This window comes from Sediminibacterium sp. (genome assembly GCF_051860225.1).
GTDB lineage: Bacteria > Bacteroidota > Bacteroidia > Chitinophagales > Chitinophagaceae > Sediminibacterium.
The window spans coordinates 1,378,729-1,393,207 of sequence record NZ_JBHYEI010000001.1 but is presented as its reverse complement, the minus strand read 5'-3'; the positions used below and the strand labels follow the sequence as shown (position 1 = coordinate 1,393,207).

The following is a 14,479-nucleotide window of genomic DNA, read 5'->3' as shown; positions in this document are numbered from 1 at the left end:
TAGTAAAATATGCAAGAAGCCTTAATAGGCTAATTAAAATGCTTCGCTCAAGCGAATATAATACGCACCGCCAGCAGTACTATTGAGGGCATAGTCAAAACGAACAAACATTCTATTCTTTTTATTCAGTAAAAAGCGAAGCCCTAAACCACCTGCTTTTAGCAGATTGGAAGTTGAATAACTAGCAATAGACTCATCAATCACGCCTGCCGATCCAAATGCAGCACCATAAATCCAACGCCAAATTAAAAACCGGTATTCTGCTTGTAAAGCAGTAAAAGAATGGTCTCTAAATCTGCCCGTAAAATATCCCCTCATTAAAACAGAGCCTCCAACTCTGGGCAATTCTCTTACAGGAACATTTCCAGTGGCATGCATACTATGCAATTGAAAAGCCAATGTGCTGTTTTGAGATAAAGGGAAATATTTTCGTAAGTCTAAAAACCAGGTATTATAATTGAACGGATTATTTTTAAATGCAATATTTCTGGTGAAATAAAACTCTGCGTAAGCCCCTTTATGTGCACTAAAAGGGAAGTCTCTTCCCTCATACAAAATAGCAGGACCAATGCCCAATGTTTTACTTCCATTAATACCAGGAACATCTAGTTGATCTGGCGTTAAAGGCTTTTTATTAACTACATTGTACACATCATTGTAATCAAGCTTCATGCCCACATACCATTGATTCTTTAATAATCGGTATGTTTTAGACTCTAAAAAAATTCTACTGTAGTCTTGAGGCAAAAAGTTTTTTTCATCCACCGTATTGTTTCCCACGCCCCAAAAACGATCGTTATACGTACTAAATCCACCAGAGCCCCTGTAAACAAATTTCTCTCCCTTAGTAAATACCTGCCAAGTGCTTTTCACTTCTACTTGCCCAAGTGTACTATAAGTAAATTGACCATGTATATAAGATCCACGAGCTTCTGATTCTTTATCTTTTGCATTAAAAAAATATTCCAAAGCTGCACCCACTCTAATACCTGTTTCAGGGGTAGAAGTAAAAATTGGAATCGGCACAATTTTTAGGTTCATCAATTGTAACGAGTCGGGATTAATAAAATTCCGAATCGTTTTTTTAGGAACTGTAATAGCAGGTTCTTGTGCATTTGCCCCTATTGTTGCGCTAAGGGCAATGCCCAATATGATTTTATATAACGACATTAATCATTTTTCCTTTTACAAAGATGAATTTTTTAACTGGCTTATCTTCCAACCATTTCTGAACCAAGGCATTAGCCAGCACTTGCTCTTGTGCCTCGGCCGCTTCCATATCCAAAGGCAAATTGATATTGGTTCTAACCCTACCGTTAATGCTCACTGGATAATCTTTAGATGATTCTTGCACATAAGATGCATCAAATGCTGGAAATGTTGCATCCAAGATAGAACCATTATTTCCCAACTGATGCCAAAGCTCTTCGCTAATATGAGGAGCGTAAGGTGTTAAGAGAATCAGTACTTGTTCTAAAACAGCTTTCTTATAACATTTTAGATCGGCCAATTCATTCACACAAATCATGAACGTACTCACCGCAGTATTAAAACTAAATCGTTCTGTATCTTCCTGAATTTTTAAAATGGTTTTATGTAATACTTTCAGCTCTGCTGGATTAGGGCTGTCTTCATTCCAAACCTTCCCTTTTAATTCATCATAAAATAAACGCCAACATTTTTTCAAGAAACGATGCACTCCTTCAATACCCTTGGTATCCCAAGGTTTGCTCTGATCTACTGGCCCTAAGAACATTTCGTACATACGGAAAGTATCGGCACCATATTTTTCTACCAAAACATCTGGATTCACAGTATTGAATTTGCTCTTCGACATTTTCTCTACTTCAGCACCACAGAGGTATTTGCCGTTTTCTAATACAAAAGTTGCGTTGGCATATTCACCATTGCGCCATTGTTTAAAAGCGGTTATATCCAATTCGTATCCATCAACAAAATTCACATCTACATGAATTGGATTGGTATCATAGTCTTTAATTAATCCTGCAGAAATAAATTCATTCGGGTTTTGTTTGTTCCGATATACAAATCTAGAGCTACCCTGAATCATTCCCTGATTCAATAATTTTCTGAAAGGCTCATCAAAGCTGATATGGCCTAAATCAAACAATACCTTGGTCCACAACCTACTATAAAGCAAATGCCCCACTGCATGTTCCGTTCCACCAATATATAAGTCTACCTGATTCCAATAATCACTGACTTTTTTATCACAAAAAGATTCATTGTTATGCGGATCCATATAGCGTAAAAAATACCAACTACTTCCTGCATAACCCGGCATGGTATTGGTTTCTAGCGCACCTCCTGGAATAACTGAATCATATTGATGAATCCATTCAGGAATATTGGCCAGCGGCCCTTCTCCCTCCGGCCCAGGCCCATAATTATCCACTTCAGGCAAAGTCAAAGGCAGTTTCGATTCATCTAAAGGATACGCGATACCGTCTTTCCAAATAATCGGGAAAGGCTCACCCCAATAACGTTGTCTGCTAAAAGCAGCATCCCGCATTTTATAATTCACTTTACGTTTGCCAATGCCCATTTCAACCAGCTTATCAATGACGATGGCAATAGCATCTTTTAAAATAATGCCGTCTAAAAATTCGCTATTAGACAGCGCCACATCCTTGGTTGAATTGGCTTCCTCCCCATTAAAATGTTCTCCAATAATATTGGTGATGGGAATATTAAAATGCTTGGCAAATTTGAAATCTCTTTCATCGCCACAAGGCACCGCCATGATTGCTCCAGTACCGTATCCAGCCAACACATATTCGGAAATCCAGATAGGAATAGGACGCTGATTAAACGGATTCAATGCATAAGCACCTGTAAAGCAACCAGTGATTTTTTTCTCTGCCTGGCGTTCTCTATCACTGCGGCTTTTAACATAGGTAATATATTCTTCAACTGCTTGTTTTTGATCAGTGGTGGTAATCTGCTCAATCAACTCATGCTCAGGAGCCACTACCATAAAGTCTACTCCAAAAATGGTATCTGGCCTAGTAGTATATACACGCAATGATTGGTTGTTTGCAGAACCAGCAATCGCAAAATCAATTTCAGCGCCATAAGATTTTCCTATCCAGTTGGTTTGCATTTCGCGCATGGCTTCGCTGAATTCAATTTGATCTAAGCCACTGATTAATCGATCTGCATATTCGGTAATCCGCAAGTACCACTGACGCAGTTTTTTCTTTACCACTGGATGACCACCACGCTCACTCAATCCATTCACCACTTCATCATTGGCCAACACTGTGCCCAAGGCTTCACACCAGTTTACTTCGCCATAGCCACAAAAAGCCAACCGATATTGCATTAAAATATCTTGCTGTTCTTTTTCAGAAAAAGCTTTCCATTCAGCTGCAGTAAAATGAAGTTGATCATTAGCAGGACATTCATGAATGCTGTTTCCTTCTTTTTCAAAAGAAGCAATCAACTCAGTAATAGGGGTTGCTTTTTGGTTATGCCGATTAAAAAAAGAATTGAATAACTGCAAGAAAATCCACTGGGTCCATTTGTGGTAAGCTGGTTCGCAAGTTCTTACTTCTCTACTCCAATCGTAAGAAAAACCAATATTGTCTAATTGTTGTCTAAAATTATTGATGTTTTGAACAGTGCTGGTAGCAGGATGCACGCCATGTTCAATGGCATATTGTTCTGCGGGCAAACCAAAAGCATCATAGCCCATGGGATGCAATACATTAAAGCCTTTTAGTCTTTTATACCTGCTGAAAATATCAGAAGCAATATAACCCAAAGGATGGCCTACATGCAAACCTGCGCCACTTGGATAAGGAAACATATCCAATACATAGTACTTAGGTTTATCGCTGATATTGGGAACGGTATACGCCCCATTATTTTTCCAATACTCCTGCCATTTTTGTTCAATTGCTCTAAATTGATAGTCCATCTTGCCTGCCCTTTTTATTTATTTGCGTTTCTTTAACGCCTGCCCAAAAATATTCGCTTATTTTCAGGTCAGGTTTAGGGGTGCAAATGTAAGTCATTAGCCGTCAAAACACTACATTTGTAGCGTTCTAACAGTATCGCACTCGTTTATCGAAGTAGCATAAAAAGGAATAAATATTATGGCTCAAGCAGGAAAAGCATCATTGAAGCGGGGGAAACCCAATTATATCTACACCGTGGTGGGGGTAGCACTGGTACTATTTATTATGGGAATCATGGGTTGGTTTTTCCTAAATCTAAACGCAGTAGGAAATACATTTAAAGAAGATATCAGGCTGAGCGCCTATATGAGAACCCTGAATAAAGACACGATTACCCAAATTCAGCAGTTTATAGCAGCAAAACCCTACGCTAAAAATGTAGTATATGTAGACAAAACTACTGCTAAAGAAATTTGGAATAAAGAGAACAACGAAGACTGGGCAAAAATTTTAGACATAAACCCATTGCCGGAGAGCATTGATTTTTATGCAAAAGCTGAATACGTAAATAAAGATAGTCTAGCGGTAATCAGTGCAGATTTAATGGCCAATTATGGCAATCAAATTACCGATTTACAATACCCACAAAGCTTGGTAACCAGCTTAAATGAAAGGGCTTCTAAAATTGGATTAATCTTTTTAGTAGTGGCCATTACCCTTTGTGTTATTGTCATTTTTAGCATCGATAATACCATCCGCTTGGCCATGTTTAGCAATCGATTCTTGATTAAGACCATGCAAATGGTGGGAGCAACGCAGTCGTTTATTGCACGCCCCCTCAATATCCGCGCAGTGGTCAATGGACTAATTAGTTCAGGCATTGCGATTATTTTATTATTTTCTTTAATTGGCTGGGCAGAAACACAGTTTGAACCATTAAAAGGCATCAGAAATACCAACCATACTTTACTCCTATTTGGAGGATTGATTATATTAGGTGTGGGTATTTCGGTATTAAGCACGCATAGAAGTGTGTTGAAATACTTGAAAATGAAATTGGACGATTTATATTAACCAGATACTATTTTAAAATAAGCATAAAGCATTTATATGAGCACGACCAATAAAACCACTCCTTTGTTTTCTAAAGAAAATTTCATCTTAATGTTAGTAGGTGGACTAGTTATTGCACTAGGAATGTTCTTAATGAGTGGAGGTAAGAGCGAAGACCCCAATGTATTTTCTAATAATGAAGTTTACAGCAGCACAAGAATTACTGTAGCACCTATTTTAATTGTATTGGGCTTGTTAATTGAAGTCTACGCCATTTTTAAGAAGCCTAAGACTGCTGCTTAAGAAGTTCTCAACTATTTTATAGATTGAATTGTACAGGAGACAATTGCATTGGTGATTTTTTTAACCCCTTTCGGGTCATTCAACACAAAATATTTGCTCCACATTTTAGACATAAAATTGATGGCAGTATGTTCCTCAATATATTTATCAGTTAACAATATAAAAGGTTCAACAGGTTGTTTGTTATAATCTAAATACCCCCCATCAATGAAATTTTTTTTGCCGAGAAAATCAATGCCAATATGAAAAATCATATTACTGACATTAATTCGGGTACCGCTTAAATCAATAATTGTTTTCTTTGACCTAGGAACTACTTTGCAAATAATTACAGTATCAATGATGTCTGATCCCGGTAAATTCCCCAAAGCCACATTGTCATAAATATGGATTCTCAAATAACTTTCATAAGTTGTTTTTTGATGCTTAATTTGAATTTGATTTAAAATACCTTTTTTATTAGTGTTATTTATTAGTACCGCTATTTGAGATCCATATTGATTAATACAGTAATTTTTACTGAAATCTTTGTAGAATCCAACATTTTCAAATTGAGATAATAAGGTATAATTTTTCACATGAACATCCGGTAAAATTGTTGGCTTTGCTTCTAGCAAAACTCGCTTGGTGAAACTAAAACTTTTAGGGTCAATTGTTGTGTCTTTGAAACCAAAACAGGAGATCTTTATAGAATCATTAGTTATGAAGGGTAATATAATTTTGCCTTGATTATTTGAATATGAACCTACTTTACGATTTAGATAAACCGCACTTGCTAAATCTATTGGTTCACTCACTTGATTCAATACTTGAAAAGTAATTGTATCAGTTTGGTATTTTTTTACAAGAAAAGGAAATTCAGGAGACCCCTTTAAGAAATAAAATAAGAAGGTTAATGGAATGAAAAGGAATTTCTCTAACATAGACTAAAATAAATGATGCACTATTACCCATGAAGAGCACTTATCGCAATTTATATTATAAATATAAGCCATAGGCAATAGTTTTGCTATATCCAACGCTTAATCTATATTTAACCCACCAATCATAGTTATTTAACCTTATGACTTATTTAGAAGCTGTCATCATCGCCATTATTGAAGGGGTTACCGAATTCCTTCCGATTTCATCTACTGGCCATATGATTATTGCCAGTTCATTCATGGGCATCGCAAAAGATGATTTCACTAAATTGTTTGAAGTAGCGATTCAGTTAGGTGCTATATGTTCCGTAGTGATATTATTTAGGGGTAAATTCTTCCCACTCAATCGTTGGCAATTTTATTTAAAATTGATTATCGCAGTTCTACCTGCGCTGATTTTGGGTGCTTTGTTTTCTGACACGATAGATGCTTTATTAGAAAGCCCCATGGTGGTTTCAATTACTATGGTATTGGGCGGTGTTGCATTAATCTTCATTGATTCTTTTTTCAAAAACCCTGCTATTTCAGTGGATGAACAAATAACCAATAAAAAAGCATTTATCATTGGTTTTTGGCAATGTGTGGCCATGATCCCTGGCGTAAGCCGAAGTGCAGCCAGTATTATTGGGGGTATGCAACAAGGATTAACTAGAAAACTAGCTGCTGAATTTTCTTTCTTCTTGGCAGTTCCAACAATGGCAGCAGCAACGGGCTACAAATTATTAAAAGCTTATACGGAAACGCCTGAATTGATTTTCACTCGCTCGAATATGATTTTATTGGGCCTTGGAAATATCGTAGCCTTTTTGGTCGCGCTATTGGCCATTAAATTTTTCATTACTTATTTACAGAAATACGGATTTAAACTATTTGGTTGGTACCGAGTAATTGTGGGAATGATATTAATTATTCTTATCTTGACCGGACACTTGAAATAAAACGCATGTCCACACAAACTGCCTCCAAAAAAGTAATCAATGGTTGGGCAATGTACGATTGGGGCAATAGTGCTTACAATTTAGTCATTACTTCTACTATTTTTCCTGCATACTACGAAGCCGTAACTGGAGACGGCAACGATAAAACTTTAAATGATACGGTAGTATTGTTTGGAAGAGAATTCGTAAATACTTCATTATACAATTATGCACTAGCAATTGCATTCATCATTGTTGCATTATTATCACCCATACTGTCTTCTATTGCAGATTACAAAGGCAATAAGAAACAGTTTCTGTTTTTCTTTTGTACGCTAGGTAGCATCGCTTGTTCTGCCATGTATTTTTACGACAAGACCAACTTAGCATTTGGATTGGCCTGTTTAATTATTGCTTGCATCGGATTTTGGAGCAGCTTGGTTTTTTATAATTCTTTCTTACCAGAAATTGCTGCCCCCGAAGACCGTGATAAAGTAAGTGCAAAAGGTTTTGCCATGGGCTATATAGGCAGCATGGTTTTACAAGTCATTTGCTTTGTGTTTGTTTTATCTCCTGATAGCTTTGGCATTACAGTGGGAAAAGCTTCACAAATTTCCTTTTTGTTGGTAGGAATTTGGTGGTGGGGATTTGCGCAGTTTGCGCTGAAAAGACTTCCTAAATCAGTACCAGCTGGAGGAACTAAATCAAACAGACAAATAATAGCAGGTGGATACAAAGAACTCAATAAAGTTTGGCAGCAATTAAAGTCGCTTCCCGTTTTAAGAAGATTCTTATTCTCCTTTTTCTTTTACAATATGGGGGTTCAAACAGTCATGTTGGTAGCCACCCTTTATGGAAAAAGTGAATTAAATATTCCTACCATTAATTTAATTATTGCCATTTTAATCATTCAATTGATTGCGATTCCTGGTGCATTTACAATCGCTTGGCTTTCTAAAAAAACCAGCAATTTTACCGCATTGATGATTACCATCGTTTTATGGATTGTACTTTGCGTAATCGGCTATTTGTTACCAAGAGATGGCATCAACGAATTTTATGGCTTAGCGGTTTTAGTAGGGTTCATCATGGGTGGAATTCAGGCTTTAAGTAGAAGTACTTATGCCAAATTAATGCCTGAAACAACCGATACCACCTCTTATTTTAGTTTCTACGATGTAACAGAAAAAATATCCATTGTAGTTGGTATGTTAAGTTTTGGCTACATCAATGAAATATCTGGTTCGCAAAGAAATTCAGTATTGGTTTTAGAAATATTTTTCATTATCGGTTTACTTATTTTAATTTCTGCAAATAAATTGCAATCCAAAAAGTAGTTCAATGAAATTGCACAGCATCAATCATAGTTATTTTAAATTAGACGGGGGTGCCATGTATGGCGTAGTTCCAAAATCGCTTTGGAATAAATTGAATCCAGCGGATGAAAATAATTTATGCAACTGGGCATTAAGAAGCTTGTTGATTGAAGACGATAATAAGCTCATATTGATTGATACCGGCATGGGCTTTAAGCAAGATGAAAAATTTTTTAGACACTATGGCATGAGTGAAACCATTGAATTAGATTCTGAATTGGAACGCCTAGGTTTCACTAGAAATGATATAACAGACGTGTTTCACACTCACTTACATTTTGATCATTGTGGAGGCAGTATAGAAAAAGTGAACAATCAATTAGTGACTTATTTTCCTAATGCTACTTATTGGAGCAACCCAATACATTGGGATTGGGCGGTGAATCCGAATGATCGTGAGAAAGCTTCATTTTTAAAAGAAAATATTTTACCCATCGAAGCCAGTGGTCAATTGAAAATGATTGACGCTCCCACCAATGAGTTTACGCAAGATGGACTATTAGAAAAAGTGTCATTCACACAGAATATCAGCATTCGTTTTGTAAATGGGCATACTAAAAGCATGATGCTCCCGCAAATCAATTACAAAGGCAAGACCATTGTTTATATGGCTGATCTATTACCTTCCGCTTCACATATTCCGCTACCCTATATAATGGGCTATGATATGTTTCCTTTAACCACATTGAAAGAGAAAAAATCATTCTTACAAGAAGCAGCGGAAGAAGGATATATTTTATTTTTTGAGCACGACCCATCTATTGAGTGTTGCACCGTTCACCAAACAGAAAAAGGTATTCGAATGAACCAAGCAATTCGTTTAGCAGATTTGTAAATTATCTTTTTGATATCATAGAGCTAAAGGGATAACGCAGATTTTTGTATCCCATCATGTCTACTTTTACACTGCCCACTACTATTGGGCTCTCAATTCTTAGTGGCACATGATTGGCGTCATCACTAACCCATACCGTCATTTTTTCTCCGCCCTCAAATAAAGTTCCTTTAACCAATAGTGGTTTGAATTTAATTGCATTGAATTTACCAAAACGGGTTTTGATGGTTTCTCTACCTAAATACTTAATGTATAAATTATAGACTTCATTGTCTAAAAACATAGTAAAAGGTATTCGATCTTCAGGCTTGTATTTTTCAAAGTCAATATTCCGCGCATAATATATAGCACTTAAAACATCTTGTACACAATTAGGCACTTTAACAGTGCCCTTTTCGCTGGTAGCAGTATTGGCGGTTCTATTGAAAGTTACATTTTCATTGATCTTATATCCGCCCTCATCTACATTTCGAATAAACTTGAGTGGTTGTAAGTTTGCCGTATCAATATAACTCTCGTATTTGTCCCTTACTTTAAAAATCCAATCATAACTACTATTAGAATTGCCTGCACCCACTAAATGATACACCGGTTGATTATTCATCTTTTCTGCATTAACCGAAAATGTTGCATTACCTGCATTCACATACAATCCAATCACGTTGTAAAAAACAGTAAATGAAATTTGCTCGCCACTTTGAAAGGCATAGTTTCTTATTCCGCAAAAGTCATCTCCTGCAGAAAGTGGCTTTACTAAAATCACTAATAAAACAGCAATTATTACTCTTTTAAAAACCATGTTACTTATTTCTAAAAATTTGTATCCCTAATATAAACAATGTACCGGCAATTGCTGGTAAGATTAAGTTAATTAACCAGATTCCTGCTGCAGCTACCACCATTCCAACCATATTATTGCTAACCAACCCAAATAAAATCAAACTGAGCTTACCTCTAATCCCAAGCTCTGCAAATGCAATAGTAGGGATAATACTCAGCAGCATTAACAATACACTAATTAATGCAAAAGCATCTAGCCACTGAATAGTAACATTAAAAACCGTTAGCAATAAATAATATTGAACAATAAAAATGCCATACCGAATAAAAGATAGCCACAAAAGCTGCCATAAATCTTTTTGTTGAAAGGATTCCAATTTTTCAAAGTAGTATTGATACTTGTTCACGAATGGAATTTTTCTAATTAATCCAAAAAGACTTTTTAATTTAAAATAAGCCAATATAAATACTGATATACCAATAAATACTAAATAATTAAAAGCCGCAATCCACTCAATTGGAATCCCTCCAATATTTTGCTGTTCATTTAAGATATCCAATCGCAAATACAACAAAGCAAAAGCACTTACCAAAATAGTAGCAATGATTTGAGCCATATTGCCAACAATGGATAAGGCAACACCTTGAATCCTGTTTCCATCACTCAAAAATGCAGCCCTAGCAACAGGCTCTCCCAAACGATTGACCGTGTTGAATCCTACAGACTGACCTGCTAATACAGATTTGAATGCAAATAAAAATGAAATTGGCTGAAGCCCTTTTAATTGCATTTGCCATTTTTTGGCTTCAATTCCCCAATTAAGTAACATCAACAGCACAACGAATATTATCTTTAAAAACTGAGGCCCTAAGAAAGCTTCAGTGATCATTTCCCAAGACTGTTTAATATCAGACTGCTGCCGAATTTGGTTGTAAATAGACCAAGATAACCAGATGAACAAAATTGGTCCAATTAAATAATTCAGCAACAGTTTAGTACGTTTTGTCAATCGGTTCTTTTTGTAAAGGTAAGCTTGTAGCTGATTTATCAATAATGCCTATTTTCACCTAAGAATGAAATACGACTCAGTTATTTTAGGGATTGATCCAGGAACTCAATTATTGGGATATGCTTTATTAGGCATTCGCAAAGGCAAACCTGAGTTGATTGCAATGGATACATTAAAGCTTACCAAGGAAAAAGATATTTATGCAAGACTTGAAATCATTTATAGAACCATTGCTGGATTAATTGCACAATACAAGCCCAATAGCTTCGCTATTGAAGCCCCTTTTTTTGGGAAAAATGTGCAGAGTATGCTCAAGCTCGGGAGAGCGCAAGGAGTAGCCATTGCAGCTTCTATGCAATCGCAAATTCCTGTAACTGAATATGCCCCTAAAAAAGTAAAACAATCTATTACAGGGAATGGTAATGCAGACAAAGACCAGGTTTGGAAAATGCTTCAATTAACCTTGAACATCGAAAAAAAGCCAGTCTATTTTGATGCAACCGATGCCCTTGCCGTAGCACTTTGTCATTTTTATCAAAGCAATAGCCCATTGGCTCTTAAAGGCAAAGCTTTAAAAGGCTGGGGCGACTTTATTGCAAAAAATGAGGGAAGGGTTAGGAAGTAACTTACTTGTTAAACTCAGTTAAAATACTTTGTTGCACCAATAGCAATTCTTCTTGGCTTAATGATAATTTACCTCGAGTAAAATTCAAGTCATCGGCGCTGTTAATGGGAACCAAGTGCATATGTGCATGCGGCACTTCTAATCCCACCACACTTATACCGCAACGATTACAAGGAAAGGCTTTTTCTATTGCCTTGGCAATGGGTTTTGCAAACAATAGCATTTGAGCTAAATAGTCTTCAGGCAAATCAAAAAAATGATCAACTTCAACTTTTGGTATTACTAATACATGACCTTTTACCAAAGGAAAAATGTCTAAGAATGCAAAGAACTGCTCGTTCTCTGCAATCTTATAACAAGGTATTTCTCCAGCAATGATTTTCGAGAAAATAGTCATGGAAAATGATTAAACGGTGATTTCTTCCACCCTGAATTTAATGATGCCATTAGGCGCTTGCACTTCAGCCACTTCACCTCTTACTTTGCCCAACAAGCCCTTTCCAATGGGTGATGATGCAGAAATTTTACCCAACTTTAAGTCGGCTTCTTTTTCACCAACGATTTGATAGGTAACCACTTTCTTAGTGGCCATATTGGTAATAGTTACCTTCGTCAAAATGGTCACTTTACTGGTATCAATTGTACTGGTATCTACAATTTTTGCATTGGCAATAGCCCCTTCCAATTGTTTAATTTTTGCTTCTAGCATGCCCTGTGCCTCTTTTGCAGCATCGTATTCTGCATTCTCTTTTAAATCACCTTTCTCTCTTGCCTCAGCAATTGCTTTAGAAGCAGCAGGACGGTCAACAGATTTCATTTTCTGCAATTCCTCGCGCATCTTATCGAAAGTCTCTTTCGTAACATACATATTGGTTTCACTCATAGTACCCGGCTTTAAGATTGGTAAAAAAAAATACAACGCCACATTTGACTGCGACGTTGCATAAATACAAAGGTAGGGAATTAATCATTCCATGGCTCAAAATGGGATTTATAAAAAATTTGGTGATTAAAAAGAAAGCCTTACTTTTACTGTGTACTATTACACTAATACACTAAAAATGATCCAATTTAACAATGTCAGTTTTGGGTACTCCAAACAAAAACTACTTTACGCCAATATTAATCTAGAATTGAGCGCAGGTAGTGTTTATGGGCTATTGGGTAAAAATGGAGCTGGAAAATCAACCTTATTAAAACTCATGGCAGGATTAGTATATCCACAGCATGGAAAACTATCCGTTTTCAATGCCGACCCTACTAAAAGAGACCCATCTTTTTTGCATGAGGTATTTTTTATCCCGGAAGAAATTGATACCCCCGCTATTCATGTACTTGATTTTGGCGCTGAACATATGCCCTTTTATCCAAAATTCAACAACGACCAATTCTTGTATTATTTAAAGGAGTTTGATATTCCAATGACCAACCTGAACAATATGAGTTTTGGTCAAAAGAAGAAGGTATGGATTGCATTAGGTATGGCATCGAATGCATCACTCATTATTTTAGATGAACCAACCAATGGATTGGATATACCATCCAAAAGAAAGCTTCGAAAATTAATCGCAAGTGTTATTAACGAAGAAACCTGCATGATCATCAGTACACATCAAGTGAAAGACTTAGACAGTTTGATTGACAAAATTATTCTAGTTGACGAAGGCGAGATAATTGTAAATACCGATACTGAATCCATCACCCAAAAATTAGTGTTCAAACTGTCACAAAGTATTTCAACTACAGATCAATATCTATACTACGAAAGTAGTTTAGCGGGTCATTTGATTGTGAAAGAAAGAACAATGGAAGATGAAGCTACCAAACTAGATCTTGAACTGTTCTTTAATGCAGGAATCAACAACAAAAATGGATTTAAACAACTTTTCAATTAATGGCTATGAATAACCAGTTTAGTTTTAGTAGGGCATTACTTCTGTTAAGAAAAAATTTAAAAGAAAATGGTAAAAGCTATTTGCTCATGTTTATAGCGGGCTTTGGCATTATCTTATTAATCTACGGATTATTAATTGTTGGTAGTTTCCATAATATGTTTCCAACAGGGGATAGAAAGATGCTTTTCACCATCGGACTCTTTTTAGGAGGGACTTTATTTTCTGCTAGTTTCTATAGTTTTTTTAAATCGCAACCAAAAACCATTCAATTCCTTTTATTACCAGCAACTACGGGTGAAAAACTATTGATCGGTTTCATTTTAACCCAAATCGTATACATTATCGTCTTTTTGGTAAGCTTTACCAGCATAGACTGGCTCATGTGTACCATTTATAATGAATTTGTATCGATACCAAAATGGATTATTGAACAAGAGAAGCATTATTATAAAGCAGCATACTTATTTAATTCAGATACCGTGCTCATAAAAGAAATATTGGTCATGTACTTTATCACTACTTCCATTGCGCATTTAGGATCGCTGAGTTTTATCAATAATGCTTATGTCAAAACCGTGATCCTATTTATTCTAACGGTTGTTGCACTGATGTTTTTAAACAATAAAATGCTGGGGTTAATGATTCCAGAACCTATTATGCCGCACGGAAAATATTTCACAGATTCTTTTAGAATTGGTGATAAACATCAGCCTACTGGAATTGTAATATTACCTAGCAACTGGCATACAATAATCGCATTTTTTTTACCAATATTTATATACGTCAGTTGCTGGACAATGAGCTACTTGAAAATTAAAGAAAAGCAGATCTAAACTAAA

At 36.1% G+C, this 14,479-nt stretch carries 15 protein-coding genes; 8 read left to right on the top strand and 7 right to left on the bottom strand.

All coding sequences use genetic code 11. From position 1 onward, the window contains the following. Positions 1-33: 33 nt before the first annotated feature. Positions 34-1,170, bottom strand: a complete 1,137-nt coding sequence (locus ACTIEI_RS06030; RefSeq protein WP_439505383.1) for a hypothetical protein — start codon at positions 1,168-1,170, stop codon at positions 34-36. Beyond that, positions 1,157-3,943 (bottom strand): leucine--tRNA ligase, encoded by a 2,787-nt coding sequence (gene leuS / locus ACTIEI_RS06025; protein ID WP_439505382.1) that lies wholly within the window; start codon positions 3,941-3,943, stop codon positions 1,157-1,159. Before leuS ends, ACTIEI_RS06030 begins: the two co-directional genes overlap by 14 nt. A gap of 178 nt (positions 3,944-4,121) precedes the next feature. Between leuS and ACTIEI_RS06020 the strand changes: the two genes are divergently transcribed. Then, a complete protein-coding gene (locus ACTIEI_RS06020) occupies positions 4,122-4,997 on the top strand; it encodes a cell division protein FtsX (RefSeq protein ID WP_439505381.1) in 876 nt (291 codons plus the stop codon). A gap of 36 nt (positions 4,998-5,033) precedes the next feature. Further along, complete coding sequence (locus tag ACTIEI_RS06015; RefSeq protein WP_439505380.1) at positions 5,034-5,279, top strand: DUF3098 domain-containing protein; 246 nt, start codon at positions 5,034-5,036, stop codon at positions 5,277-5,279. Between the two features lie 11 nt (positions 5,280-5,290). Here ACTIEI_RS06015 and ACTIEI_RS06010 read toward each other — a convergent pair whose 3' ends face one another. Continuing rightward, on the bottom strand, positions 5,291-6,202 hold the full coding sequence (locus ACTIEI_RS06010) for a hypothetical protein (protein ID WP_439505379.1): 912 nt from the start codon (positions 6,200-6,202) through the stop codon (positions 5,291-5,293). A gap of 140 nt (positions 6,203-6,342) precedes the next feature. On the opposite strand from ACTIEI_RS06010, the gene ACTIEI_RS06005 reads away from it, so the two are divergent. From ACTIEI_RS06005 to ACTIEI_RS05995, 3 genes are read left to right on the top strand one after another with little or no spacing between them, the layout of a single operon-like run. Beyond that, positions 6,343-7,140, top strand: a complete 798-nt coding sequence (locus ACTIEI_RS06005) for an undecaprenyl-diphosphate phosphatase (RefSeq protein WP_439505378.1) — start codon at positions 6,343-6,345, stop codon at positions 7,138-7,140. Positions 7,141-7,145: 5 nt separating this feature from the next. Next, on the top strand, positions 7,146-8,456 hold the full coding sequence (locus ACTIEI_RS06000; RefSeq protein WP_439505377.1) for an MFS transporter: 1,311 nt from the start codon (positions 7,146-7,148) through the stop codon (positions 8,454-8,456). Positions 8,457-8,460: 4 nt separating this feature from the next. Continuing rightward, a complete protein-coding gene (locus ACTIEI_RS05995) occupies positions 8,461-9,330 on the top strand; it encodes an MBL fold metallo-hydrolase (protein ID WP_439505376.1) in 870 nt (289 codons plus the stop codon). 1 nt (position 9,331) lies between these two features. On the opposite strand, the gene ACTIEI_RS05990 is transcribed toward ACTIEI_RS05995, so the two are convergent. Together ACTIEI_RS05990 and ACTIEI_RS05985 are read right to left on the bottom strand one after the other, a co-directional pair. Continuing rightward, positions 9,332-10,129, bottom strand: coding sequence for a DUF3108 domain-containing protein (locus tag ACTIEI_RS05990; protein WP_439505375.1), 798 nt, complete (start codon positions 10,127-10,129; stop codon positions 9,332-9,334). A gap of 1 nt (position 10,130) precedes the next feature. Then, the gene (locus tag ACTIEI_RS05985; protein ID WP_439505374.1) at positions 10,131-11,120 is read right to left on the bottom strand and encodes a hypothetical protein; all 990 of its coding nucleotides are present in this window, start codon (positions 11,118-11,120) and stop codon (positions 10,131-10,133) included. Between the two features lie 64 nt (positions 11,121-11,184). Here ACTIEI_RS05985 and ruvC point away from each other — a divergent pair, with 64 nt between their 5' ends. Continuing rightward, a complete protein-coding gene (ruvC, locus tag ACTIEI_RS05980; RefSeq protein WP_439505373.1) occupies positions 11,185-11,745 on the top strand; it encodes a crossover junction endodeoxyribonuclease RuvC in 561 nt (186 codons plus the stop codon). 1 nt (position 11,746) lies between these two features. Here the strand turns inward: ruvC and ACTIEI_RS05975 are convergent, their stop codons facing one another. Further along, a complete protein-coding gene (locus tag ACTIEI_RS05975; protein ID WP_439505372.1) occupies positions 11,747-12,142 on the bottom strand; it encodes an HIT family protein in 396 nt (131 codons plus the stop codon). A gap of 9 nt (positions 12,143-12,151) precedes the next feature. Beyond that, positions 12,152-12,628, bottom strand: coding sequence for a transcription elongation factor GreA (greA, locus tag ACTIEI_RS05970; protein ID WP_439505371.1), 477 nt, complete (start codon positions 12,626-12,628; stop codon positions 12,152-12,154). 178 nt (positions 12,629-12,806) lie between these two features. Between greA and ACTIEI_RS05965 the strand changes: the two genes are divergently transcribed. Next, positions 12,807-13,640, top strand: coding sequence for an ABC transporter ATP-binding protein (locus ACTIEI_RS05965; RefSeq protein ID WP_439505370.1), 834 nt, complete (start codon positions 12,807-12,809; stop codon positions 13,638-13,640). Positions 13,641-13,645: 5 nt separating this feature from the next. Further along, on the top strand, positions 13,646-14,473 hold the full coding sequence (locus ACTIEI_RS05960) for a hypothetical protein (protein ID WP_439505369.1): 828 nt from the start codon (positions 13,646-13,648) through the stop codon (positions 14,471-14,473). Positions 14,474-14,479 lie beyond the last annotated feature (6 nt).

Excerpts from the sequence above, each read along its gene's own strand:
- ACTIEI_RS06015 (WP_439505380.1), top strand. The coding sequence starts at position 5,034 with ATGAGCACGACCAATAAAACCACTCCTTTGTTTTCTAAAGAAAATTTC.
- ACTIEI_RS06000 (WP_439505377.1), top strand. The coding sequence starts at position 7,146 with ATGTCCACACAAACTGCCTCCAAAAAAGTAATCAATGGTTGGGCAATG.
- ACTIEI_RS05965 (WP_439505370.1), top strand. The coding sequence starts at position 12,807 with ATGATCCAATTTAACAATGTCAGTTTTGGGTACTCCAAACAAAAACTA.
- leuS (WP_439505382.1), bottom strand. The coding sequence starts at position 3,943 with ATGGACTATCAATTTAGAGCAATTGAACAAAAATGGCAGGAGTATTGG.
- greA (WP_439505371.1), bottom strand. The coding sequence starts at position 12,628 with ATGAGTGAAACCAATATGTATGTTACGAAAGAGACTTTCGATAAGATG.
- ACTIEI_RS06005 (WP_439505378.1), top strand. The coding sequence starts at position 6,343 with ATGACTTATTTAGAAGCTGTCATCATCGCCATTATTGAAGGGGTTACC.
- ACTIEI_RS05975 (WP_439505372.1), bottom strand. The coding sequence starts at position 12,142 with ATGACTATTTTCTCGAAAATCATTGCTGGAGAAATACCTTGTTATAAG.
- ACTIEI_RS05990 (WP_439505375.1), bottom strand. The coding sequence starts at position 10,129 with ATGGTTTTTAAAAGAGTAATAATTGCTGTTTTATTAGTGATTTTAGTA.
- ACTIEI_RS05995 (WP_439505376.1), top strand. The coding sequence starts at position 8,461 with ATGAAATTGCACAGCATCAATCATAGTTATTTTAAATTAGACGGGGGT.
- ACTIEI_RS06010 (WP_439505379.1), bottom strand. The coding sequence starts at position 6,202 with ATGTTAGAGAAATTCCTTTTCATTCCATTAACCTTCTTATTTTATTTC.
- ruvC (WP_439505373.1), top strand. The coding sequence starts at position 11,185 with ATGAAATACGACTCAGTTATTTTAGGGATTGATCCAGGAACTCAATTA.
- ACTIEI_RS06020 (WP_439505381.1), top strand. The coding sequence starts at position 4,122 with ATGGCTCAAGCAGGAAAAGCATCATTGAAGCGGGGGAAACCCAATTAT.
- ACTIEI_RS06030 (WP_439505383.1), bottom strand. The coding sequence starts at position 1,170 with ATGTCGTTATATAAAATCATATTGGGCATTGCCCTTAGCGCAACAATA.
- ACTIEI_RS05960 (WP_439505369.1), top strand. The coding sequence starts at position 13,646 with ATGAATAACCAGTTTAGTTTTAGTAGGGCATTACTTCTGTTAAGAAAA.